Source organism: Tistrella sp. (assembly GCF_002684955.1).
GTDB lineage: Bacteria > Pseudomonadota > Alphaproteobacteria > Tistrellales > Tistrellaceae > Tistrella > Tistrella mobilis.
The window spans coordinates 1-21,709 of record NZ_NYWI01000040.1; the positions used below are offsets into that span (position 1 = coordinate 1).

Here is a 21,709-nt window from a genome sequence, read left to right on the forward strand (position 1 = left end):
CACGGTTCCATTCATCCCTCCCAAGCCAGCAACGTCGACAACGAGAGATTCAGACTTTTTCCGTCCTGTCACGCACAGTTTCACCCGATTGCCCTGCCGCCTGGCCCGACGGGGCTTTCGTGCCACCGGGATTTCGTGCTACCTAAGAGCAGCCGCCCGTCCCGGCCTGCCGGAGCCTCGCTCCCGCCCGCCCGGAGGCGCCCGGTGTCCCCGTAGCTCAGCAGGATAGAGCACAGGATTCCTAATCCTGGGGTCGCAGGTTCGAATCCTGCCGGGGACGCCATATTTCCAAGAGCTTAGTTTGTTGCATGTCACGGGCTTTACAGTTTTGCCCGGAGGCGTTTTACAGCCGGAGCCTCTCGGGGGCCTGTTGTGCTCTGACCTTGTTCGGCCACCGTGCTGCGGATCCGATGCAAATTTGCACGGCGTGGGGCTTATTCCATGCCGGCCGGCGCCCCCTCCAGTCGCCTGATTGCCTTCTCCGCCCGGGCCTTCCGATCCGCCTGCTCGATATACTTTCGCAGGGCCGCCGTGGACTTGTGCCCGGTGATGGCCATGATGTCCGGTTCATCGCACCCCACGTCTGCAAGTATGGTGGCGGCGGTGTGGCGGACGCCGTGAAAGGTCAGGCCCGGCCGGATCCGGCCCTCTGCCTGCAGCCTGTCGCGCAGGCGAAAGAAGACGGTCTTGAAACCCTCGACCGTCAAGGGCCTGCCCCGCGCCCCGGTGACGATCGTCTCCGATGTCCGGGGCGTTGCGTCCAGGATCTCTTTCAGTCTGCGGTGCACGGGCACCCATATGGGCTCGCCGGATCCGCGCCCATGGTCTGCCGGTGCGTCACGATCCTGCCGTGCGGGTGGTGACCTCGTGCCGGCTGACCGGCCGGGCGGCCGGTGGGCTGCCCGATACCCTGGCCGCTGGTCTGGTGGCGGGGGATCATCCGGCCGACGAGGATTTTGAGCCTCTGGGTATGCTGTGGTTGCGGGCCGCCTTGCGGGCAGGGGGCGCCGGCTTCTCGCCGCCGGTGCCGATCCGGCGCCGCTGCTCCGATGGAGCGGCTTCGAAGGACATTTTGCCGGATCGCGCAGCCGGAGGGTGGCGCCGCAGGACGGGACGCAGCAGGACGGGACGTAGCAGGATGGGCCGATCGCCCGCTTCAGGAGATGCCATGACGGCAGACGTGGCAATGGATGCGCTCTCCCGCACCCTGCTTTCCCGCACCCTGGCCGCTATCGAGGGGGGCGGCGACAGCGGATCGTGAAGGCTGGGATCTGGGCCTCGAGATCGGCCGGCTGCGGGAGGTGGGGGTCTTGACCGCCTGCCTGCCGCCTGCGGAGGGTGGTTCCGGCCTGGGGCTCGGCCGCGATCCGCAGGCCACGCGGATGGCGTTCGACCTGCTGCTTCGCCTGGGGCGCGCCAGCCTGCCGGTCGCACGGCTGGTCGAGGGGCATATCGATGCGGTGAAGCTGGTGACGCTGCATGGCGGTCCGGCGCAGATCGTGGAGATGGCGGCCGGGGTGCGGGCCGGCGGCCTGCTCGGCGTCTGGGGGGGCCGATGATCAGCCGCCGCTGACGGCCGCGCCGTCCACCGCCGCGGATGCCCCACACCGGCTGAGCTTCACCGGGGCCAAACGCTTCGCGTCCGGGCTGGGCCTGGTCACGCAGGCAGTGGTGACCTTCCGCTTGGGGCAGGAGACGGCCACGCGTCTGGCGCTGCTGCCGGTCGCGGACCGTCGCCGGCATCGGCGCCAGGACTGGCGGGCGGCCGGCATGCGGGCGACGGCATCGGGCCGGCACGATTTCACCGGCCTTGAGGTCGGGCCAGGGGCGCTGCTCGGTGGGCCCGGCGACTATCAGCGCCCGCCCCATTTCGACGGTGGGATCTGGCGCTATTGCGTGGCCCATCTGGGCGGCGCCCAGGCGCTGACCGAGGCCTGGCGTCGCAGGCTGGAGGCCCGACGGCGACTTGACGACCCGTTTCAGCTTGCCCGCCTTGCGCGGGCGGTGGGGCTGGTTCAGGCCGCGGTCTCGCGGCTGGAGGTGGTGGCGCTGGCGATTGAAGCGGCTGGTGCAGACATATCCGTATCCGCCGCCTGCATCGACGCTGCGGTCACCGATGCGCTATTGGCTCGCCAACTGGTCGAAGAGGTCTGCGTCGAGGTGCTGCGGCTGTCCGAGGCGGCCCTCGGTACCGATGCCCATATGACCGACCAGCCGGTGGAACGCCTGCGTCGCGACCTGTCGCTGTTCATCCGTCAGGCGGCCCCCGATGCCCGCCTGGCCGCGCTGCCGGCGCGTCGCTGGCGGGTTGCGATCGAGGCGGGCTGTTCGATCGGCGAATTGACGCGGCTGCTGGCGGTAACCGCTGATCGGGTGATCGGGATCGATGTGTCCGGTGTGGCGCTGGAGATCGCCGCCCGCCGCTGTGCCGACCGGCCGAATGTGGCCTTCCTGCGGGCGGAGCTGCCGGAAGGCTGGCCGGCGCTTGCCGCCGATCTGATCATTCTGTCCGAGGTGCTCTATTTCCTGACCGCGGCCGAAATCGACCGGCTTGCGGCCCGGATCGCCGGGCTCTGGCCGGCGGATGGATATTGTCTGCTGGTGAACTGGCTGGGGCCAACGGAAGAGGCCTTGCAGGGGGAGGAAGCGGCCCGGCTGTTTCTGGCCCGGCTGGCGGCCCATGCCGGCCCCCTCGACTACGCGACCGGGGGCGGTGCCGGCTATCGGATCGATCTGGTCTGCCGAACCGGGGCGTTCAGCCGCGAAAGATCGTCCTGCGGTGGTAGCGCAGAAATTCCGGATGCGGCCGGAGATCCGGGATATCCGGCACCACCAGACGCCGGTCGGGATGGATGATCCGCAGGATCGTGTCCGGCACCCGGCCCTGATCGAGCAGCAGGCTGTGATCCTCGTCCACCGAGACCAGACCGTGATCGAACATCCAGTGCAGCGTGCCGGTCAGGGCCAGGCCGTTGCGTACCGAATCCGGCCCGTCATCGGCGACCGGCCGGATATGGGCGGCTTCGGCTTCGCCCAAACCGTCGGCATCGACAAGGGCAAGGCCGGTCATTGCGCAGCGCCGGCCATAGGCGCGGCGCACGACATCCGCGAAGGCGCGGTCGCGGAAGGGGCGGGTGACCAGGCGCTCGATCATCGGGCGGGGCGGGGCATCCTCGAAAATGGCCGGCGCCTCGCCGAAGCCGTCGAAGGGTGTCGCCGTTTGCGAGACGGTCACCGGTGGGGCGATCAGCCGACCGAAGCCGGCGGTAACGATGCGATCGAATTCCGCATCCGACAGATTGCGCACCGCACGGCCGAAAGCGCCCTTGCTGGTGCCGCCATCCTGTCGCGTCAGGCTGCGTTCATAGGTGTCGCCCGGGCCCGCCCGAAAGGGAACGGGGTGTTCGAGATCGAGATAGCCGTCGATCCGGGCATAGAAGTGATCGGGCCGGACCGGGTCGGGTTCGATCCCGGCCACCCGGGCGATGGCGAAATAGGCCTGCCGGCCGCCGCGGCTGCCGGGATCGGCCGAACGTCGGCGAGGTTCGTAATAGACGATCCAGTCGCCGAGCGCCGCCTCGACCTGGCGCAGATAGCTGCGCGGGAAATGGTAATAGCGCTCAGGCAGGTCGTCATAGCTCGGCGACACTCTGGTCGTGAACACCGCCTTGACCATGACCCGCCGGGTTCTCCCTGCCGCATCAACCATTGGAAGTTGTGAATGCGGCAAGGATACAGCAGCAGGTGGCGGTTCGACCAGGCCCCTCAGCCGCCGGCGAAGCGGGCGCGCTCGGTGCGGAAGGCCGCCCCCCGTGCCGATCCGGTGAACTGGTCGACATCGACCAGCGAGGCCGGGGTCAGAGGGGCGATGGCGCTGGCATTCAGCATGCGCTTGTTCATCCTGAGCGGTGTCGCCGGCTTGACGGCAAGCTCCGCCGCCATGGCCCGGGCGAGATCCAGGGCCGGGGTCGCGCCGTCGGCGATGCGGTCGACCAGGCCGAGCGGTGCCGCCTGCTCCGCCGTCAGCCGTTCGCCCAGGATCGCCATCCGGCGGGCCGGCTGCAGGCCGATGGCCGCCACAAGCCGCGGCAGGCAGCCCCAGCCGGGCGTGATGCCGCGGTCGATTTCGGGCAGGCCGAAGAGGGCACCGCTGCGCGCCACCCGGAAATCGCAGGACAGCGCCATCACCAGCCCGCCGCCCAGGGCATAGCCTTCGACCGCCGCGATCGTGACCGGCGGGGTCGATGTCCAGGCCTCGACCGCCTCGCCACCGGCCCGGGCGACGAGTTCGGCCAGGGCTTCGTCCGAAGCCTCGGCCAGGGCTGCGACACCATCATCCTTGAGGTCGAAGCCGCCGCAGAAAGCGGTATCGGATCCGGTCAGGATGGCGACGGAGATATCCGGTCGCCGGGCCAGATGGCGGGCGGCATCCGCCAGATCGTGGAGCAGGGCAGGCGACAGCGGGTTCACCCGCCGGTCCGGCCGCGCAAAGCGCACCGTGGCGATCACGCCCGCGGTGGTGATGGTGACGGCGCCGGTTGCGGAGGCATAGGCGGGGGGTGCGACGGGCATGGCTGCGTCTCCTGGTCCTGTTGTGCCCGGGATCCTGCCGCGTCGGCGAGCTGCAGGCCAGCGCTCTGCAATCAGGGTCTTTACAGACCGACCGATCGGTTGGTTAAATGAGGCCATGACACACAGCCCTGCCCTTACCCACACGGCCGAGCCCTCCGCCCCCACACGTCGAGAGCGTGGGGAGGAAACCCGCATCCGCCTGATCGAGGCCGCAGAGGCGGCCTTCGCCGAGCATGGCTTTCACGGCATCGGCGTGGCGGCCCTTGCCCGTGCCTGCGGCCTGGGTAATGCCGGGTTGCTGCATCATTTCCCCAGCAAGGCGCGGCTGTACGCGGCGGTGCTGGAGCGGGTGGCGGCAGAGGCGGACGGGCTGCTGGTGGCGGCGCTCGATGTCGCCGGCGCCGACCCTCGCGATCGTCTGACGGCGATGATCGAAGTTCAGGCCCGGTGGACGGCCGACCGGCCGGCGGCGGCGCGGCTGGTGCTGCGCGAGCTGCTGGACAATGTCGACCGGGTCGGCCGCGCCCGCCATCTGCCGCTCAAGCCCTATGTCACGCGGATGTGCGACGAGATCTCGGCGGGGCAGGCGGCGGGGCTGGTGGCGCCCGGGCCGGCGGTGGTGCCGCTGACCCTGCTGCTCGGTGCCTTCGCCTATGGCCTGGCGGTCAGGCCCACTTTTGCCCAGATGCGGCCGGAAGATGCCGTACTGGCCGAGGATGCCGGCTTCGTTGCGGCGATCGCCGCCGCGGCCCGGACGGCATTGTTTTCCGGAGGACGCGCCCATGAGCCTGACCCCCGCCGGCAGCCTGCCGGCTGATCCGTCGCCCGGCCACGACATTGCCGACCGGCTGGAGCTGCTGCGCCGCGCCTGTGCCGGCCTTGCGGCCGGCCGGCCCGAGATGCCGGCGGCGCAGTTCGCAAACCCGGTTGCACGCTATGCCGATCCGGCACGGCTGGCGCAGGAGCAGCGGCTGATCCGGCGCTTCCCGCAGGTGGCCGCCGCGGCCGGTGAGATGACGAAGCCCGGCGACTGGATCGCCCGCGACATCTCGGGCGTGCCGGTGCTGCTGGTGCGCGACGAGACGGGCCGGGTGAATGCCTTCATCAATGCCTGCCGCCATCGGGGCGTGCGCCCGGCGGCCGACGGCTGCGGTGCCGGCCGGCGCAGTTTCACCTGCCCCTATCACGCCTGGACCTACGGCACCGACGGCGCGCTCAAGGCGCTGCCCAAGGCCTATGGCTTTCCGGATCTGGACCGTGCCGGCCGCGGGCTGGTCCGGCTTGCGGTGGCCGAGCGGGCCGGGTTGATCTGGGTGGTGACCGATCCGGGCCTCGCCGATCGGCCGGTCGATCCGCTGCTCTCCGGGGTCGCCGACGATCTGGAGGCGCTGGGCTTTGCAAGCCATGTTCCCCATGCCCCGCGCGATCTGCCGCTCGCCTGCGACTGGAAGCTGGTGCTCGATGGCTCGTTCGAGGCCTATCACTTCAAGATCGCCCACCGGGACACGATCGCGCCCATGTTCGCCGACAATCTTCAGGTCATCGACGAGTTCGGCCTGAACCGGCGGCTCTATCTGGTCAAGGCGGGGCTGGATCCGGCAGAGCCGCCGGCGGCCGAAAGCTTCGTCACCCGTGACTGGGGCAACATCTTCTATTTCGTCTTCCCCAACACCCTGATCCTGGTCCAGCCCGATCACGCCCAGGTGACCCGGGTGGAGCCGGCGGGGCCGGGGCAATGCGTGCTGCGCGAGGTGGCGCTGATTCCGGCGGCCCCGGACACTGAAAAGGCCGCCCGGCATTGGGCGCGCAATGTCGAGATCTATCGCGCGGCGCTGGGCGAGGATTACGCGCTGGCGGAATCGACCTGGTCGACGCTCGCCTCCGGCGCCAACGACACCCTGCTTTTCGGCGGCTATGAATTCGCCGCCGCCCGTTTCCACGATCAGCTGGAGGCGGAACTGGCCAGACTCAGAGGGTGAGGCCGGCCGCCCTGAGAAGCCCGGGGATGTCGGCCGGATAGACCGGCGCGTCGGCATGGATCAGCTCGGCCGGGTGCCACCAGCGGTGGTCCGCCAGCACCCGGCGTTCCAGCTCGGTCCAGTTGTCCCGGACCAGGGTATGGCGGCCCGACAGGCGGATCAGGAAGAAGCGCTCTTCTGCGAGCACGATCTCGCCATCGCTCATCCGCAGCTCGACCTCGTGTTCGAAGACGGCAGGGCCGGGGTGGTCGACCACCAGCCCCACCTCTTCGTACAGCTCGCGCACGGCCGCCTGCTCGAAGCTCTCGCCCGGCTCCACCCCGCCGCCGGGCGTGGCCCAGCAGCCCTGGCCGGCCGTGGGGCCCGACAGGAAGGTGAAGCGGAAGAGCAGGATCCGCCCGTCCCCGTCGACGACGAAGAGCCGGGCGACCGGGCGGCGGCGGTGTGCGGTCATCGGCCTGTTCGGGGATTCACGGCTTCAGGGCTTCACGGCCGCGGTGACGATCACCTCGACCCGGTATTCCGGCGCGGCCAGCTTCGCCTCGCCGGTGGCGCGGGCGGGGGTATGGCCGGGCACGACCCACTTGTCCCAGACCGCGTTCATCTCGGCGAAATCGGCCATGTCGGCCAGCCAGATGATCGCCTGAAGGATGCGGCTGCGGTCGCTGCCGGCCTTCTCCAGCAGGGCGTCGACCTCGGCCAGCGCGTCGGCGGTCTGCTCGGCGACGCTCTTGCCGGGCGTGCCGACCTGGCCGGCCAGCCAGACCATGCCGTTGTAGACGACCGCGTCGCTCATCCGCGGACCGGTGTCGATGCGGCGGATATCGGGGTTGGTGGCGTCGGTCATGGGATCGGCTCCTGGAAGTCTCCCGCCTGCGGGGAGAGGCAGTGGAATGACGGGGGCCGGATGGGGGTTCCGCCCGGCCCGGGATAGGTGTACCAGTGGGGCCGTCCCGCCGCCAAGCTTCCGGAGCCCGCGCCGCCCATGACTCCCACGGAAATCCGCGCCCGCGTGCTCCACCGCGATCGTCTGGTGGTGATCATCGACAAACCCGCCGGGCTGCCGGTCCATGCCGGCCCGCGCGGCGGGCCCAATCTGGAGCTTTATCTCGACGCGCTGCGCTTCGGCTATAAGGAGCAGCCGTCGCTGGCCCACCGGCTGGATCGCGACACCAGCGGCTGCCTGGTTCTGGGGCGCAATCGCCGGGCGCTGGCCAGGCTTGGCCGGATGTTTCAGGGCGGGCGGGTCGAAAAGGTCTATTGGGCCGTAACCGACGGCGTGCCGAAGGCGCCGGAGGGGCGGGTCGATGCGCCGCTGGCCAAGCGTACCCCCGGCCGGGGATGGAAAATGGTGGTCGATCCCACCGGGCAGGCGGCGGTGACCGACTGGCGGGTGCTGGGCCAAGCCGGCGGCCGGGCCTGGATCGAATGCCGCCCGCGCACCGGCCGCACCCATCAGATCCGCGTGCACATGGCCCATCTGGGCTGCCCGCTGGTCGGCGACCCGGTCTATGCCGAGGGCGTGGGCGAGGCCTTCGCCGACGAGATGCGCACGAAGCTGGGGCCGATGCTGCTCCATGCCCGGGCGATCACCCTGCCGCTCTACCCCGATCAGCCGCCGGTCGAGGCGGTGGCGCCGGTGCCGGGCCATATGCGCCGGGCGCTGGAAGAGGTCGGCATGGACGGGGCCGCCGAGGATGCCTTCGCCCGCCGTCAGCGCGCCGAGGCACTGGCGGCTGCCGAGACGGCGCCTGCCGATGAAGAGCCGGTGGAGAAGCTGAAGAGCCGCCGTGGTCGCGGCTTCGAGGCGCCGCGCGGCCCCGGTTCCGGCCGCGGCGGTTTCGGCGGCCGCTGAACGGCCCCGTCTCGTATTCCGGCCTCGTTTTCTAGCCGGGGGTGTGGCAGGTCATGCCGGTGCTGCGGCCGCGCAGGGGGCACAGCCCGATCGATCGCCACCCGGCGGGGCGGCCGGCAAGGTCGATGACGGTGTCGCTCGCCACCACCGCAAGTCCCCGTTCCTTCGCAATGCTTTCGATCCGCGCGGCGACGTTCACGGGGTCGCCCAGCACGGTGTAATCCAGCCGCTCGTCGTCGCCGACCGGGCCGCAATAGACCGTGCCGGCATGCACGGCGACCGCCACGGCCGGGTCGGGCAGGGCGGTGCCGATCCCGTCGGCGGCCAGGGCCTCGCGCGCCCAGGCACTGACGTCTGATGCCACCTCTCCGGCGGCGGTGAGGGCCGCGGCCGCGCCGGCATCGGGGGCCTCGGGCCCGGTCGCGCCGAACAGGACCAGGATGCCGTCGCCCACGAAGCCCGCGACCAGCCCGCCATGGGCGGTGACCACGCGGCGGACCCGGGCGCGATAGTCGCCGATCCACCGGCCCACGGTCTGTGGGTCCAGTCTTTCGGCGAGCGTGGTGGAACCGCGCAGATCGACGAAGATCATCGCGAGCCGGCGCCGTCCGCCCAGCTCCGTCGGGTCGCCGCCGCTCTGTCCGACATCGGCGGCGATCTGGGCCGGCAGGAAACGGCCGAGCCGACCGGCGCGCGCCGCCTCGTCCACTGCCCGGGCGACGATCCGACGGTTGCGCCGGGCGGCGAAGGCGAGCACGCCGCCGGCCAGTGCCAGCATGACCAGCCGTGCGAGGTTTGGGGGCATGGCATGCATGCCGTTGATCTCGTCGGCGAGTGCTGCGGGATCGGGGGCGACCGTGCCGTCGGCCAGCATCGGCAGGCCCAGCGCCGCCACGGTCATGGCGGTGGCGATCAGGATCGCGCCGGCCCTGAGGCGGAGTGCCGCGATCGCCAGGATGACCGGCGCCAGCCAGACGGCGGTCAGCATCAGGGCGTAGTCCCCGGGCAGGGCGGTCAGCACCAGCCCGGCCAGGACCGAGGCGCAGAGCAGGCCGGCATCGACGGCGGGGAAGACCCAGGCCATCCAGCGCCGGTAGCGGCCCCGCCGCGCCAGCAGCACACCGGCCCCGCCGGCCAGGCCGAAAGCGATCAGGGTTGTAAGGGCGATGACCAGCCGGGTGCTGACCGCCCCCGAAAAGATCATCGCCGGTTGCAGGATCAGCAGCGGCCCGACCAGGGAACAGAGCAGCACGGCCGAAATGGCGATGCGCAGCCAGCCGCCCAGCCGCTCGGCCGCGCGTTCCGCGGCATCGATCCCGTCCGAGGGCGGCGGCGCCAAAGGCCTACCCCTGCCGGACGGCATCGGCGAGGCGTGCGGCGATGCCGGCAAGCTCGGCGGGTTCCGCCCGCGGCATGGGCCGGACGGTGATGTCGGGCTCGGCGATCTGACGCTTTGAGAGTACGTCGGTCACCTCGACCATGGGGAAGACATGGGCATGGGTGTGCGCGACATCGATGCCGGTGAAGGCGAAGGCCACCCGCGGCACCTGCCAGATCCGCTTCATTTCGCGGGCGAGACGCTGGCCGAGATCGACGATGCGCGCCGCGGTGGCGGGCGGCAGATCCTCGAAATAGGCATGATGCGCCCGCGGGATGATCAGGGTATGGCCGGGCCGGATGGGCTGGATGTCCATGAAGGCCATGATCTCCTCGTCCTGATGGACGAGATGGGTGGGCAGGCGGCCATCGGCGATGGCGCAGAACAGGCAGGTGGTCGGGGTATCGGTCATCGGGGCGTCCGTTCGCGGCGGAGGGGAGCGGCGCAGGGGATGCGCCGCGGCCCGCATTGATACGCGCCCGAGAGTATAGTCCGACGCGCCCGCCGGACCGAAGCCCGTGCGTGTCACCAGATCCGGCTGGTCACGGTCGCCTGCGCGATGAGCTGCCCGTCGGGGTCGTGGATCTCGACCGAGGTCACCGTGCCGCTGCGGCTGCGCGACAGCACCCGGGTGCTGGTTTCCAGATCGCAGCCATCGGCCGGGCGCAGATAGTTGACGACCAGGGTCTGTGTGGCACCTCCGCGGGCCGTGGTCGGGTCCACCCCTGAGAAAGAGGCGGCGGCCCCGGCGATATCGGCCAGGGTGGCGATGACCCCGCCATGGACGATCCTGTCGACGGTGACGTTCTCCATGGCGAAGGGCAGGCGCAACCGCACGTCGCCGGGTGCCAGACGGGTGACCGTGATCCCCAGATGGCGGGCGATGGGCGAGGCGATCAGCAGTTTGCGGACCAGGGTTTCGATGTGCGGGTCGATCGCGGCGGTCGGGGTCATGGCGCGGCCTTTCGGATGGGGTGTGGTTTTCCATCTCGCCACCCCTGCCATGCCGGACTCCATGACCCCGCAGGTAATGCGGCGCGATTCGCCTGCTGGAAAATAGATCACAGGTTGTTTTTCAAAGGGGTGGTGTCTACTCTCGGGATCGGGATCACTTGCCGCGACGGGGGACGGATGACGGCGATCGAGATGACGGCCGCAGCAGGGACGGCTGCGCCCACACGACCGATGAGCGGTGCGGCCGCCGGACTGGATGCGGCACTGGGCTGGGCCGCGACCCGTGCCCTGGCCGAAGCGATCCGGGGCGGGACGTTCGAGCGGCTGGCCGCCGGTCGGGCGGATCCGACCGAACTGGCCGCCGCGGTCGGGTTGCCGGTCGATCGCCTGCTGGCCCAGCTTGCGGCGCTTGGCGCCCAGGGCCTGGTGCAGCTTGAAGAAGATGGCCGCGTTCAACTGGCGGACCATGCCGGCGAGGTGGCCCGGGCTGCCGCCGTGGTGCTGGGCGGCGGTGTGCCCGCAGCGCCGCCGCGGCTCGACTGGCCGATCCTGGATCCGACCCTCGGCGCCTGGGCGGCCGCGGCCCTGGCTCCGGCGGGGCGCTGGCTGGTGCTGGGCGGCGATGCCGGCTTCGTCCGAAGCTTCGGCGAGGGGCTGGATCTCAGCCATCTGGCCGAAGGCGCGCCGGAGTTCGGTGCCGCCCTGGCCGGCGAGGACTGGCCGGTGGGGCTCGACGGAGTGCTGATCCTGCGCGGCCTGGGCCGCAGCGCCAAGACGGCGATTTCGGCGGTCATCGAGGCGGCCGAAGAGGCGCTGCATCCCGGCGGCTGTTTCGCCTGCCTCGATCTGGTGCTCGACGACGATTACGCCGGCCCCCGCCATGCGGGGCTCTGGGCTTTTGCCCAGGCCGATCTGGGCGGAGAGGCGCCGCCGCTGACCCTGAACTTCCTGGGCTTGCGGCTGGCCGAGCTGTGCTTCACGCCGCCGGTGGCGGCCGAGGCACCGGATGGCGTCCATCGCCTGATCTGGAGCCGGCGCGACTGATCGACGCCACGTCTGCGGTGGCCTTGCCGTCGGCGCACGGGTCGGCGATGCTGCAGGCATGGCCCGTCACGAGCACAGATCCGCGCCGTCCGTTCCCGCCCGCCCCGGCCTTCATGCGCGGCGGCGGCGGTCGCTTGCCCTGGGCCTGGCCCTGGCGGCAGGGCTGGGTGCTGCGGCTGTCGTGGCGCTGGAAGTCGATAGGCCGCTGCGGCGGCTGCTCGGCCTTGAATATCGCGCCGCCGGCCATGTGGTCCGCAGCTTCCCCGATGCCTCAGGCTCCGATGCGGAGGCACGGGCGGCACTTTATGCGGCCCTTGCCGAAATGCCGTCGGAGCTCGATCCCGACGACCCCCGCAAAGTGCGCGAGGGGGCGGCGATCTATGCCGATGCCTGTGCCGCCTGCCATGGCGCAGACCTCTCAGGGGCAGAGGACTGGCGAACCCGCCTGCCCTCGGGGCGCCTGCCCGCCCCGCCGCACGACGCCACAGGCCATAGCTGGCATCACCCGGACCAGCACCTCTTTGCCCTGACGGCGCTCGGCCCCGGGCCGTTTGCACCACCGGGCTATGAAAGCGACATGCCGGCCTTCCGCGACCGGTTGAGCGACGACCAGATCTGGGCCGTGCTGTCTTTCATCAAGAGCCGCTGGCCGGCCGATATTCGCGCCGCCCATGACCGCATTTCGGCAGGCATGGCCCGATGACCGCGCCCCGCATGACGTCACCGTCCTTTGCCGACCCCCGCCTCGCCGATCCGGCGGGCTGGCGGCGGCTGGTGCCCTGGCTCGATATCGGGGGGCAGGCTGCTGTCTCTCCCGCGCGGCTGGGTGAGGAAGATCTGGCCCGGGCCGCCGACGGGCTGCACGACCATGGCTGGTTTGCGCTGCCGCCGGTGCTGCCGGCCGGGCTTATCGACGATCTGCGCCGTGGCCTGCTGCGGTTGAAGACGGCCGGATGGCCGCCGGTCTTCATTCATGTGTTCGATCAGGCCTGGGCCCTGCAGGCCGCCCTGGCGCCGCTTGCCGCGCATCTGCTGGGGGAGCGGTTCGCGGTGCTGCCGCATCTCTGGGCCTGGGTCGTGCCGCCGGTCGATGGGGCCCGCGGCTGGCCGGGGCATCGGGATCTGATCGGACGAAGCGTGTTTCCGGGCGGCATCCACATGACCCTGAGCTTCTGGATACCGCTGGCCGATGCCGGGCTCGACAATGGCTGCATGCGGGTGGTGCCGCGCGAGGTGGAACGCGGCCTGCCGGCGCCGCTGGAGACCCTGATCGCCGAGGGGCGGCTGCCGCAGGAGCCCGAAGAGATCGGCCTGGCACTACCCGCCGCTGCCGGATCGGTCCTGGGCTGGCGGCAGGACCTCTATCACTGGTCGGGGCGTGCCCGGGCGGACGCTGCCGGACCGCGGATCAGCATTGCGATCGAGATGCAGAACACGGCCTTCGACCCGGTGGCTGAACCGCTGATCCGGCCGGACACGCCGCCGGACATGCAGACGCGTGTGGATCTGATCCTCCGCGCACTCGGAACCTATGCACGCATGGAGCGCATCCCCGATCGTCTGCCGATTGAAACTCTCGCGCAAGAATTTCAATAAAAAATCGCCCGAGGCATGTGTGGCGAATTAAACGCGAGAGTTAATTTGAACGTGGATTGATTGCGTTCAAATCGTGTGAACAAATCTATGAAATTCCGCGCAACCCCGTTGCGCCGGCACCCTTGCCATTGTGCTTTTGGTGCCGAGGGCTATATTCAGGCCGACATTATACCCAGTCGACGCCTCCGCGCGGTGTCGCGCGGAGCGGCTCAAGGAGTCTTACCGCATGACCGAGAACACCGCCGTCCGTGCTGGTACCGTCACCATCACCGACGATATCAGCGGACAGAGCCACGAGCTGCCGATCTTCGGCGGCACCGCGGGCAACAAGGTGATCGATATCCGCACCCTCGGCGGCAAGACCGGCTATTTCACCTTCGACCCCGGCTTCATGGCCACGGCGTCCTGCGAGAGCAAGATCACCTTCATCGACGGCGACAAGGGCGAGCTGCTCCATCGGGGCTATCCGATCGACCAGCTCGCCACCCAGAGCAACTTTCTGGAAGTCGCCTATCTGCTGCTGAACGGTGAGCTGCCGAACAAGGACGAATACGCGACCTTCGAGCGCAACATCACCCGTCACACCATGCTGCACGAGCAGCTGACGAAGTTCTTCACGGGCTTCCGTCGCGACGCGCATCCGATGGCGGTGATGGTGGGCGTGGTCGGCGCGATGTCGGCCTTCTATCACGACAGCACCGACATCAACGATCCGGCGCATCGTATGATCGCCTCGCATCGTCTGATCGCCAAGGTCCCGACCATCGCGGCGATGGCCTACAAGTACTCCGTCGGTCAGCCCTTCGTGTATCCGCGCAACGACCTGGGCTATGCCGAGAACTTCCTGCACATGATGTTCTCGGTGCCGTGCGAGACTTATGAGGTGAACCCGGTTCTGGCCAAGGCCATGGATCGCATCCTGATCCTGCACGCCGATCACGAGCAGAACGCCTCGACCTCGACCGTCCGCCTCGCCGGCTCGTCGGGTGCCAATCCCTTCGCCTGCATCGCGGCCGGCATCGCCTGCCTCTGGGGCCCCGCTCATGGCGGCGCCAACGAGGCGGTGATCAAGATGCTGGAAGAGATCGGCTCGGCCGACCGGATCGGCGAGTTCGTGAAGCGCGCCAAGGACAAGGACGATCCGTTCCGCCTGATGGGCTTCGGTCACCGCGTCTACAAGAACTTCGATCCGCGTGCGACCATCATGCGCCAGACCTGCCACGAGGTTCTGGGCGAGCTGGGCATCAAGGACGAGCCGCTGCTCGACATCGCCATGAAGCTCGAGAAGATCGCGCTGGAGGACGAGTACTTCGTGGAGCGCAAGCTCTACCCGAACGTCGACTTCTATTCGGGCATCATCCTGCGTGCCATGGGCATCCCGACCAGCCTGTTCACCGTGCTGTTCGCGGTGGCCCGCACCGTCGGCTGGGTCGCCCAGTGGAAGGAGATGATCGAGGATCCCACCCAGAAGATCGGTCGTCCCCGTCAGCTCTATACCGGCGCTGCCGCCCGCGACTATGTGGCGATGAACGCGCGCTGATCCGGCCCGCCCCATCCCGCGTCTGCGCCACCCCGGCCTGCACCACCCCCGGAGCAATGCTCCGGGGGTGGTGTCGTTTCGGGGGTGATTCTGCATCCTGCAGTTATGCGAATCGCGCTCTGCGCGTGTGTGATGGCAGTGAATGCGACCGTCGCGCGCCGGCGCCTGCGATGTTAATCTGTGATCGGGGAGGGCCGTTCAAGGCGCCTCCACGAGGCAGGAGGTCGTCCGGCGGATGGATCGACGGATCTGGGGGCTGACATTCGCGATGGCCGCAATCGGCCTGGCGCTGATCCAGCTCGTACGGGTCGAGGATGAGCGGCGGGATGCAGTGACGGAGGCCACGCGACAGCTGGGCCGCGATGCCGCATCGGCAGAGATTGCGATCACCGGACTGCTGCGTGGCGCCTCGGCAAGGCTCGATCGCCTGGCGCTGGAGCTTGAACCCCTGCTTCGCGGGGGCAAAGAGACCGACCTCGCCACCCGGCTTCACGCGCAGCTTGCGCCGGACCTTCAGGGCTGCACCCTGCGTGTGACCGATGGCGCCGGCCGGATTCTGGTACAGCTGGGGGAGGTTCTGCCCCTGGCTCCCTCGGGCCTGCTGGCGGTCACCGTTCACGACCGCACCACCCCACCCCCGCCCGACGCCGTTCCAAGGCTGATGGCAAGCGGGTTGTTCATCGCAGCCGACCGGGACCGGGTGGTGCTCAGTCGTCCGATCGGCGACCCGTCGGAGGCCGGCCGCAGCGGACGGCCCGAGGGTGTGGTGGTCATGCTGCTCGGCCGATCCGTGTTCCGGCAGATCGCCGACCAGCTGATCCCCGACCGCGATACCGCGGTCACCCTTGCCGATGCGGCGGGCGGCTGGATCGTGGTGACCGGCGGGCGCCCGGCCACGGCCGATGCGGATCTGGTGGAACGGCAGGTCGATGCCTTCCCCCTGCGGCTGATCGCGGCCCGCACCATCGCCCCGGCCGAGGCCGGCTGGGGATGGCTGGCGGGCAATCTGGGCTCCGGTTTGCTGATCGGCCTGCTGGCCGGTGCGGCCGCGGCTCTGCTGCTCGCGCCTGCCCGCCGGCAGGACGCGGCCGGTGCGCGCCCCCGAGAGGGCGATGCGACAGTGATGCGCGGGCTGGAACTTGCGCGGGCGGCCGTCTGGCAGCATGACGCGCGCACGCGCCATGTCAGCGTTCTGCCCGGGCTGCCGGCACTCGGTATCGGCGTGATCGGCACGGCGGATCTGTTCGAACGGATCGCCGCCCCGGAACGCCAGGCGCTGCTCGCGGCGCTGGCGGATCTGGGGGCGGGGCGCCGCGGCGCGCTCGACATGGTGCTGACGGTGCCGTCGCAGAGCGGTGGCGCGCCGCGCTATCTGCGGGTGGTGGGCGGGGGCCTGCCCGAGGGGGGCCGCTCGACCGGCCTGATCCACGACATCACCGAAACCGAGGTGGCGCTGCGTCGGGCCGATGACCGGCTGCGATCCCTGACCGAGATCCAGTCGCTGGCGGGCATCGCGTCCTGGAGCTGGCCGATCGGCGCGCCCCGGGTCTGGTGCGCAAACGAGCTGTTCTCTGCCTTCGGGCTGGACAGCCCGCCCGACGGGGTGATCGATGCGCCGCAATTCCAGGCCATGGTGCTGGCGGAAGACCGTCCGCGGGTGCGGGAGGCATTGCGCCGGGCCCGGCGCGGCACGGTGTCGGCGCTCGATTTCCGCCTGCTGCGCATCGATGGCCGGATCGTGCGGATGCATGGTGCCGCAGCCCCCGGTTTCGACGATGACGGGCAGGTGGTGCGCATCAACGGTGCGCTTGCGGTCGATCCTGGCCCCCACCCGTCGGATGCGGCGAAACCGGAGACCGGCTTGCATCCATAGCCCGGACGGGTCAGGCTCGGACCCGAGTTTCCGCCAGCCGCCGATGGAGAGGCCTGCATGACCGTCACCACCCCGCTCCGTGTCTGTGTCGCCGGTGTCACCGGCTGGACCGGCGGCGAGATCGCCCGCGCGGTCGCCGCTGCCGCCGATCTCGACCTCGCCGGCGGCATCGCCCGCTCCGCCGCCGGCCGCAGGCTGGACGAACTGGTGCCGGGGGCCCTGCCCGGGGTGGAGGTTGCGGCGGATGTCGAAACGGCCCTTGCCGCAGGCGGGATCGACGTCCTGGTCGACTACACCCATCCATCGGCCGTCGCCGGCCATGCCGAGGCGGCGCTGGCACGCGGTGTCCATGTGGTGATCGGCACCTCTGGCCTGGATGCGGCGGCCTATGAGCGGATCGCCGCCGCGGCGCAGGCCGCCGGCCGCGGCGTGGTCGCCAGCGGCAATTTCGCCATCACCGCGGCGCTCGCCACCCGCTTCTCGTTGATCGCCGCCCGCTATATCCCGCATGTGGAGGTGGTGGAGATCGCAGGTCCCGCCAAGCCGGATGCGCCGTCGGGCACCGCGCGGGAACTGGCCGAGCGGCTGGGGCGGGTCGCGCGGCCCGAGATGCCCCAGGGCACCGTGCCCGTGGCCCCCGACAAGGTGCTGGGGGATCCGGCGCTGCGCGGCGGCACGATCGGCGGGGTCCAGGTGCATTCGCTGCGCCTGCCCAGCTATGCCGCGTCGATCGATGCCCATTTCGCCGTCGCCGGCGCGCGGCTGGTGATCTCTCACGATGCCGGCAAGGATGCCAAGGCCTATGTCGACGGCACCCTGCTCGCGATCCGCAAGGTGCCCGAGGTGACCGGGCTGGTGCGTGGCCTCGACGTGCTGCTCTTCGGTCCCGATGACGCGGCGGCGGGGGCGCCGGCATGACCGCGAAGACCGAAATCGGCGGGGCCGAGCGCAGCATCACCCTCGACCGGGCGATCCGGCACGGCACCTTCATCCTGATCACCCTCGCCACCCTGCTGTGTCTGATCCTGGGGGTTACGGTCGAGGCGGAGATCCTGTGGGCCTTGGTGGTGCTGGTGCCGCTGGTGGTGCTCGGCATCGCCGATCTCGGCCAGGAACGCCATGCGATCCGCCGCAATTATCCGGTGGTCGGCCATCTGCGCTGGGCGTTCGAGGCGCTCCGGCCCTATCTGCGCCAGTACATCGTGGAAGACGATCTGGAAGGCCGTCCCTATGACCGGCTGGCCCGCAGCCTGGTCTACGAGCGCGCCAAGGGCGACGAGGACGCCCAGCCGCTCGGCACCCAGCTTGACGTCTACGCCCCCCGCTACGAGGCGATCGTGCACTCCATCGCCCCCCACCCGGTGGCGACGGAACCCTTCCGCGTGAAGGTGGGCGGGCCGCAATGCACGAAGCCCTACCACGCCCAGGTGCTCAATATTTCGGCCATGAGCTTCGGCTCGCTCAGCGCGCGTGCGATCGAGGCCCTGAACCTGGGCGCCGCCCGCGGCGGCTTCTATCACGACACCGGCGAAGGCGGGCTCAGCCCCTATCACCGCATGCATGGCGGCGATCTGGTCTGGGAGCTGGGGTCGGGTTATTTCGGCTGCCGTGACGAACATGGCCGCTTCGATCCCGACCTCTTTGCCGAGACCGCCCGGCTCGACCAGGTGAAGATGATCGAAATCAAGCTGAGCCAGGGCGCCAAGCCCGGCCATGGCGGCATGCTGCCCGGGCCGAAGGTGACGGCCGAAATCGCCGCCACCCGCAAGGTGCCGGAAGGTGTCGACTGCATCTCGCCGGCGCGGCATTCCGCCTTCGACGACCCCGAAGGCATGATGCATTTCGTGGCCCGGCTGCGGGAGCTGTCGGGCGGCAAGCCGGTGGGGATCAAGCTTTGTGTCGGCCAGCCGCACGAGGTCTTCGCCATCGTCAAGGCGATGCGCAGCACCGGCATTCTGCTCGATTTCATCGTGGTCGACGGTGCCGAAGGCGGGACCGGTGCGGCGCCGCGGGAATTCTCGGACCATCTGGGTCTGCCGCTGCGCGAAGGGCTGGTGCTGGTGCGCAATGCCCTGGTCGGTGCGGCCCTGCATCCGCATGTGCGCATCGGTGCCGCCGGCAAGATGGTCAGCGCCTTCGACATCGCCGCGGCGCTTGCGACCGGCGCCGACTGGTGCAATGCCGCCCGGGCCTTCATGTTCTCGATCGGCTGCGTGCAGTCGGTGAAGTGCCATACCGGACGCTGCCCGACCGGCGTTGCGACCCAGGATCCGGATCGTCAGAAGGGGCTGGTGGTCGAGGACAAGGCCGAGCGGGTGCGCCGCTTCCAGTCGCGCACGGTGCATGCCCTGGCGGAACTGGTCGCCGCGGCCGGGCTGGACCATCCTTCCGATCTGGAACCGCGCCATCTGCTGCACCGGCGGTCCCCCAACGAGATCGTGCCGATGGACCGGCTTTATCCCTTCCTGACCCCCGGTGCGCTGATCGATGCGCCGGATGCCACACCCTATGCCTCGGACTGGGCGGCAGCGGATCCTGCGAGTTTCGCGCCACGCCGCGCCGCCTGAAGCGAGACGGCATCAGCCGGCGGCAAGCCTGTCCAGGATCGCCGCCACCAGCACCGCCGGGGCGTCGGTCTGCACCAGATGGCCGGCGCCGGCGATGCCGGTGAAGCCGCAGCCGATGGCCCGGGCCAGATCGCGCCCCTGCGCGGCCGGCAGCCAGCGGTCCTCCAGCCCCCACAGCACTTGGGCCGGGCAGCGCAGACGGCCCAGATGCGGCACGGCCTCGTCGGTTGCGGCCGGGTCCATCTGCGCGATCTGGGCATAGAAGGCCCGGCGGCCATGGGCATCTCCCCAGGCATCCAGAATGTCGGCCAGGATGTCGTCCGGGATCGGCCGGTGAGCGGCCTCGGCCACATAGGCCGCCACCAGCGCCCGGTGCAGATGGTCGGGCAGGCCGGCGAAAGCCGCCTCGTGGTCGCGGACATGGGTGACGAAGGGGGAGCCCCAGGGCCGGAGCATCACCGCATCCGCCAGGATCAGCCCCGCCATCTCCAGCCCGCGGAGCAGATGGGCGCGGAGCGCGGTCGCACCGCCGAAGTCGTGGGCGACGACCAGCGGCGGCCCGTCGAGGGTGAGATGCGCCACCCAGTCGGCCAGGATCCGGTCCTGAACATGGAGCGAGACATCCGATCCGGCGGGCACCCGCGACTGGCCATAGCCGGCCAGATCGAGCAGATGCACCCGGGCCCGCAGTGCGAGCGCTGCGGCGACCGGTGCCCAGACCGCTGCGTTGAACGGGGTGCCGTGGATCAGCACGAGATCCGGCCCGCTCTCTCCGAAACGGTCCCAGGCGATGGTGCCGGCGGGATGGTCGAAGCGACGGCAGAGCGGCAGGTTGTGACGCATGATCGGCCTCCGGTCGAAGATGGGGATGCCCCAGCCAACCACGATGCCTGCCGGTGCGGCCAATTCAATGGCCTGATCCGATGATGACCGATGCTGATCTTCAGCCGCCGCAGAAGCCGAGCATCGCGGCCAGCCAGCATTCCACCCGGCGGCGGTTGGTGCCCATATCCCAGCGGCCGATGCGGGATCGCGACAGGATCACCGGTGCTGCTGCGATGCGACCGTCCGGCATCGGCACCGGCATGGCCCAGAGCGAGATGTCGTCGGTGAAGCGGCAGATCCGGGTGCGCTGGATGGCGTCGATCCGGTAGAGCGTGGTATCGGCGGCCAGGATCCGGCTGCGCGGCTGCGCCCGCACGCAGCGTGCCATGGCGGCGAGCAGACGGTCGGGTCCCGCCTGAAGCGGCCCGGTCGGGATATGCGGTCGCACGCGGAGCGCGCCTTCAGGGGCGGCCAGGCACCAGCCGGGCTTGCGGTCGCCGCTGAAGGCCGGAAGGTCGAAAAGCTCGGGCGCGAGCGAACTATCGTCCAGAGGCATCGGAGGTAGGCTCCTCGGGCGGCGGGGCCCGCGGCTTCAGGAGAAGGGCATCTCCTGGCGCCGCTGGCGCAGCCAGTCGACGTAATGATCGATGAAGGCACGGACCTTTGCCGACAGATGCCGGTTATGTGGATATACCGCGTAGATATCGACGGGGGGCGGTGCGAATTCCGTGAGCACTGCTTCAAGGCGCCCGGCTGCGACGTCCGAGCCGATGATGAAGGCGGGCAGACGGGCGACGCCGGCGCCGGCAAGGGCGGCGTCGCACAGGATCTGGCCGTTATTGGCGTTGAGGGTGCCGGAGATCCGGACGGCAAGGGTTTCGCCGCCATCGGCGGACCGGAAGCGCCACTCGTTGCGGGTGGAGAGATAGGCATATTCCAGACAATTATGCCGCGAGAGGTCGCGCGGATGGCGGGGCCGGCCATTGGCCTGCCAGTAGGCCGGGGTGGCGACGATCATCGTCCGGCTTTCCGCCAGCTTGCGGGCAATCAGGCTGCTGTCGGCCAGATTGCCGATGCGCACCACCAGGTCATAGCCTTCCTCGACCACATCGACGAACCGGTCGTCGAGCGAGACCTCGACCCGGACATGGGGGTGGGCCTCCATGAAGCCGGGCAGGCAGGGGGCCAGATGCAGCACACCGAACGACATCGGTGCATTGATGCGCAGCGTGCCGCGCGGTTCGTCCTGCAGGCGGCCGACCTCCAGATCGGCCTCTTCCGCCTCGCGCAGGATGCGGGCGCAATGGCGGTAATAGACCTCGCCCATTTCGGTGAGGCTGAGCCGGCGGGTGGTGCGGTTCAGCAGCCGCGCACCCAGCCTGTCCTCCAGCCGGCCGATATGCTTGGAGACGGCGGATTTCGACAGGCCCAGCGCCCGGGCGGCGGATGAGAAGCTCTGCGCCTCCACCACCCGCGCAAAGACCGCCATGCTGGTCAGATGGTCCATGCCGCCCTCATCGCGCACC

At 69.9% G+C, this 21,709-nt stretch carries 23 protein-coding genes and 1 tRNA gene; 13 read left to right on the forward strand and 11 right to left on the reverse strand.

Going from position 1 to position 21,709, the window contains the following annotated elements; translation table 11 throughout:
* Window positions 1-206: 206 nt before the first annotated feature.
* Window positions 207-283, forward strand: a tRNA-Arg gene (locus CMO28_RS14055).
* A gap of 151 nt (window positions 284-434) precedes the next feature.
* On the opposite strand, the gene CMO28_RS29930 is transcribed toward CMO28_RS14055, so the two are convergent.
* Window positions 435-794, reverse strand: a complete 360-nt coding sequence (locus CMO28_RS29930) for a tyrosine-type recombinase/integrase (RefSeq protein ID WP_416370972.1) — start codon at window positions 792-794, stop codon at window positions 435-437.
* Window positions 795-1,310: 516 nt separating this feature from the next.
* Here CMO28_RS29930 and CMO28_RS14060 point away from each other — a divergent pair.
* Both CMO28_RS14060 and CMO28_RS14065 read left to right on the forward strand, forming a co-directional pair.
* Entirely contained in the window at window positions 1,311-1,559 is a 249-nt protein-coding gene (locus CMO28_RS14060; RefSeq protein WP_296714479.1) for a hypothetical protein, read from the forward strand.
* Window positions 1,560-1,671: 112 nt separating this feature from the next.
* Window positions 1,672-2,856, forward strand: a complete 1,185-nt coding sequence (locus tag CMO28_RS14065) for a class I SAM-dependent methyltransferase (RefSeq protein WP_296714481.1) — start codon at window positions 1,672-1,674, stop codon at window positions 2,854-2,856.
* On the opposite strand, the gene CMO28_RS14070 is transcribed toward CMO28_RS14065, so the two are convergent.
* Window positions 2,756-3,676 carry an HNH endonuclease gene (locus tag CMO28_RS14070; protein ID WP_296714483.1) on the reverse strand — a complete coding sequence of 307 codons (921 nt, stop codon included), beginning with the start codon at window positions 3,674-3,676 and terminating at the stop codon, window positions 2,756-2,758. The genes CMO28_RS14065 and CMO28_RS14070 overlap by 101 nt on opposite strands.
* A gap of 89 nt (window positions 3,677-3,765) precedes the next feature.
* Window positions 3,766-4,572 (reverse strand): enoyl-CoA hydratase/isomerase family protein, encoded by an 807-nt coding sequence (locus CMO28_RS14075; protein WP_296714484.1) that lies wholly within the window; start codon window positions 4,570-4,572, stop codon window positions 3,766-3,768.
* A gap of 115 nt (window positions 4,573-4,687) precedes the next feature.
* On the opposite strand from CMO28_RS14075, the gene CMO28_RS14080 reads away from it, so the two are divergent.
* Together CMO28_RS14080 and CMO28_RS14085 are read left to right on the forward strand one after the other, a co-directional pair.
* On the forward strand, window positions 4,688-5,389 hold the full coding sequence (locus tag CMO28_RS14080; RefSeq protein WP_296714487.1) for a TetR/AcrR family transcriptional regulator: 702 nt from the start codon (window positions 4,688-4,690) through the stop codon (window positions 5,387-5,389).
* Window positions 5,355-6,551 (forward strand): aromatic ring-hydroxylating oxygenase subunit alpha, encoded by a 1,197-nt coding sequence (locus CMO28_RS14085; RefSeq protein ID WP_296714489.1) that lies wholly within the window; start codon window positions 5,355-5,357, stop codon window positions 6,549-6,551. Before CMO28_RS14080 ends, CMO28_RS14085 begins: the two co-directional genes overlap by 35 nt.
* Here CMO28_RS14085 and CMO28_RS14090 read toward each other — a convergent pair.
* Complete coding sequence (locus CMO28_RS14090; RefSeq protein ID WP_296714491.1) at window positions 6,541-7,005, reverse strand: NUDIX hydrolase; 465 nt, start codon at window positions 7,003-7,005, stop codon at window positions 6,541-6,543. The two genes, CMO28_RS14085 and CMO28_RS14090, sit on opposite strands and share 11 nt — an antisense overlap.
* Before the next feature lie 24 nt (window positions 7,006-7,029).
* The gene (locus CMO28_RS14095) at window positions 7,030-7,398 is read right to left on the reverse strand and encodes a RidA family protein (RefSeq protein ID WP_014746551.1); all 369 of its coding nucleotides are present in this window, start codon (window positions 7,396-7,398) and stop codon (window positions 7,030-7,032) included.
* Between the two features lie 138 nt (window positions 7,399-7,536).
* On the opposite strand from CMO28_RS14095, the gene CMO28_RS14100 reads away from it, so the two are divergent.
* Window positions 7,537-8,406 (forward strand): RNA pseudouridine synthase, encoded by an 870-nt coding sequence (locus tag CMO28_RS14100; protein ID WP_322111355.1) that lies wholly within the window; start codon window positions 7,537-7,539, stop codon window positions 8,404-8,406.
* A gap of 31 nt (window positions 8,407-8,437) precedes the next feature.
* Here CMO28_RS14100 and CMO28_RS14105 read toward each other — a convergent pair whose 3' ends face one another.
* The 3 genes from CMO28_RS14105 to CMO28_RS14115 form a co-directional block, all read right to left on the reverse strand.
* On the reverse strand, window positions 8,438-9,745 hold the full coding sequence (locus CMO28_RS14105; protein ID WP_296714496.1) for an adenylate/guanylate cyclase domain-containing protein: 1,308 nt from the start codon (window positions 9,743-9,745) through the stop codon (window positions 8,438-8,440).
* Between the two features lie 4 nt (window positions 9,746-9,749).
* The gene (locus CMO28_RS14110; protein ID WP_062761936.1) at window positions 9,750-10,196 is read right to left on the reverse strand and encodes an HIT family protein; all 447 of its coding nucleotides are present in this window, start codon (window positions 10,194-10,196) and stop codon (window positions 9,750-9,752) included.
* A 113-nt stretch (window positions 10,197-10,309) separates the two neighbouring features.
* Window positions 10,310-10,738: a PaaI family thioesterase gene (locus tag CMO28_RS14115; RefSeq protein WP_296714501.1), complete on the reverse strand. Its 429-nt coding sequence runs from the start codon at window positions 10,736-10,738 to the stop codon at window positions 10,310-10,312.
* A 177-nt stretch (window positions 10,739-10,915) separates the two neighbouring features.
* Between CMO28_RS14115 and CMO28_RS14120 the strand changes: the two genes are divergently transcribed.
* The 7 genes from CMO28_RS14120 (at window position 10,916) to CMO28_RS14150 (ending at window position 19,358) form a co-directional block, all read left to right on the forward strand.
* A complete protein-coding gene (locus tag CMO28_RS14120; protein WP_296714503.1) occupies window positions 10,916-11,782 on the forward strand; it encodes a hypothetical protein in 867 nt (288 codons plus the stop codon).
* A gap of 58 nt (window positions 11,783-11,840) precedes the next feature.
* Complete coding sequence (locus tag CMO28_RS14125) at window positions 11,841-12,485, forward strand: c-type cytochrome (protein WP_296714505.1); 645 nt, start codon at window positions 11,841-11,843, stop codon at window positions 12,483-12,485.
* Window positions 12,482-13,378, forward strand: a complete 897-nt coding sequence (locus tag CMO28_RS14130; RefSeq protein ID WP_296714506.1) for a phytanoyl-CoA dioxygenase family protein — start codon at window positions 12,482-12,484, stop codon at window positions 13,376-13,378. Before CMO28_RS14125 ends, CMO28_RS14130 begins: the two co-directional genes overlap by 4 nt.
* Before the next feature lie 226 nt (window positions 13,379-13,604).
* A complete protein-coding gene (gene gltA / locus CMO28_RS14135; RefSeq protein WP_062761940.1) occupies window positions 13,605-14,918 on the forward strand; it encodes a citrate synthase in 1,314 nt (437 codons plus the stop codon).
* Between the two features lie 235 nt (window positions 14,919-15,153).
* Entirely contained in the window at window positions 15,154-16,791 is a 1,638-nt protein-coding gene (locus CMO28_RS14140) for a PAS domain-containing protein (RefSeq protein ID WP_296714508.1), read from the forward strand.
* A gap of 57 nt (window positions 16,792-16,848) precedes the next feature.
* Window positions 16,849-17,709: a 4-hydroxy-tetrahydrodipicolinate reductase gene (gene dapB, locus CMO28_RS14145; protein ID WP_296714511.1), complete on the forward strand. Its 861-nt coding sequence runs from the start codon at window positions 16,849-16,851 to the stop codon at window positions 17,707-17,709.
* Entirely contained in the window at window positions 17,706-19,358 is a 1,653-nt protein-coding gene (locus CMO28_RS14150; protein ID WP_296714512.1) for an FMN-binding glutamate synthase family protein, read from the forward strand. Before dapB ends, CMO28_RS14150 begins: the two co-directional genes overlap by 4 nt.
* Before the next feature lie 12 nt (window positions 19,359-19,370).
* On the opposite strand, the gene CMO28_RS14155 is transcribed toward CMO28_RS14150, so the two are convergent.
* The 3 genes from CMO28_RS14155 to CMO28_RS14165 all read right to left on the reverse strand — a co-directional run bounded on the left by CMO28_RS14155 (window position 19,371) and on the right by CMO28_RS14165 (window position 21,690).
* Complete coding sequence (locus CMO28_RS14155) at window positions 19,371-20,201, reverse strand: alpha/beta fold hydrolase (protein WP_296714515.1); 831 nt, start codon at window positions 20,199-20,201, stop codon at window positions 19,371-19,373.
* A 100-nt stretch (window positions 20,202-20,301) separates the two neighbouring features.
* A complete protein-coding gene (locus tag CMO28_RS14160) occupies window positions 20,302-20,739 on the reverse strand; it encodes a DUF1499 domain-containing protein (protein ID WP_062761944.1) in 438 nt (145 codons plus the stop codon).
* Window positions 20,740-20,775: 36 nt separating this feature from the next.
* A complete protein-coding gene (locus CMO28_RS14165) occupies window positions 20,776-21,690 on the reverse strand; it encodes a LysR family transcriptional regulator (protein ID WP_062761945.1) in 915 nt (304 codons plus the stop codon).
* Between the last annotated feature and the right edge of the window lie 19 nt (window positions 21,691-21,709).

Excerpts from the sequence above, each read along its gene's own strand:
- CMO28_RS14070 (WP_296714483.1), bottom strand. The coding sequence starts at position 3,676 with ATGGTCAAGGCGGTGTTCACGACCAGAGTGTCGCCGAGCTATGACGAC.
- CMO28_RS14075 (WP_296714484.1), bottom strand. The coding sequence starts at position 4,572 with ATGCCCGTCGCACCCCCCGCCTATGCCTCCGCAACCGGCGCCGTCACC.
- CMO28_RS14080 (WP_296714487.1), top strand. The coding sequence starts at position 4,688 with ATGACACACAGCCCTGCCCTTACCCACACGGCCGAGCCCTCCGCCCCC.
- CMO28_RS14085 (WP_296714489.1), top strand. The coding sequence starts at position 5,355 with ATGAGCCTGACCCCCGCCGGCAGCCTGCCGGCTGATCCGTCGCCCGGC.
- CMO28_RS14090 (WP_296714491.1), bottom strand. The coding sequence starts at position 7,005 with ATGACCGCACACCGCCGCCGCCCGGTCGCCCGGCTCTTCGTCGTCGAC.
- CMO28_RS14095 (WP_014746551.1), bottom strand. The coding sequence starts at position 7,398 with ATGACCGACGCCACCAACCCCGATATCCGCCGCATCGACACCGGTCCG.
- CMO28_RS14100 (WP_322111355.1), top strand. The coding sequence starts at position 7,537 with ATGACTCCCACGGAAATCCGCGCCCGCGTGCTCCACCGCGATCGTCTG.
- CMO28_RS14110 (WP_062761936.1), bottom strand. The coding sequence starts at position 10,196 with ATGACCGATACCCCGACCACCTGCCTGTTCTGCGCCATCGCCGATGGC.
- CMO28_RS14115 (WP_296714501.1), bottom strand. The coding sequence starts at position 10,738 with ATGACCCCGACCGCCGCGATCGACCCGCACATCGAAACCCTGGTCCGC.
- CMO28_RS14120 (WP_296714503.1), top strand. The coding sequence starts at position 10,916 with ATGACGGCGATCGAGATGACGGCCGCAGCAGGGACGGCTGCGCCCACA.
- CMO28_RS14125 (WP_296714505.1), top strand. The coding sequence starts at position 11,841 with ATGGCCCGTCACGAGCACAGATCCGCGCCGTCCGTTCCCGCCCGCCCC.
- CMO28_RS14130 (WP_296714506.1), top strand. The coding sequence starts at position 12,482 with ATGACCGCGCCCCGCATGACGTCACCGTCCTTTGCCGACCCCCGCCTC.
- gltA (WP_062761940.1), top strand. The coding sequence starts at position 13,605 with ATGACCGAGAACACCGCCGTCCGTGCTGGTACCGTCACCATCACCGAC.
- CMO28_RS14140 (WP_296714508.1), top strand. The coding sequence starts at position 15,154 with ATGGATCGACGGATCTGGGGGCTGACATTCGCGATGGCCGCAATCGGC.
- dapB (WP_296714511.1), top strand. The coding sequence starts at position 16,849 with ATGACCGTCACCACCCCGCTCCGTGTCTGTGTCGCCGGTGTCACCGGC.
- CMO28_RS14150 (WP_296714512.1), top strand. The coding sequence starts at position 17,706 with ATGACCGCGAAGACCGAAATCGGCGGGGCCGAGCGCAGCATCACCCTC.
- CMO28_RS14155 (WP_296714515.1), bottom strand. The coding sequence starts at position 20,201 with ATGCGTCACAACCTGCCGCTCTGCCGTCGCTTCGACCATCCCGCCGGC.
- CMO28_RS14160 (WP_062761944.1), bottom strand. The coding sequence starts at position 20,739 with ATGCCTCTGGACGATAGTTCGCTCGCGCCCGAGCTTTTCGACCTTCCG.
- CMO28_RS14165 (WP_062761945.1), bottom strand. The coding sequence starts at position 21,690 with ATGGACCATCTGACCAGCATGGCGGTCTTTGCGCGGGTGGTGGAGGCG.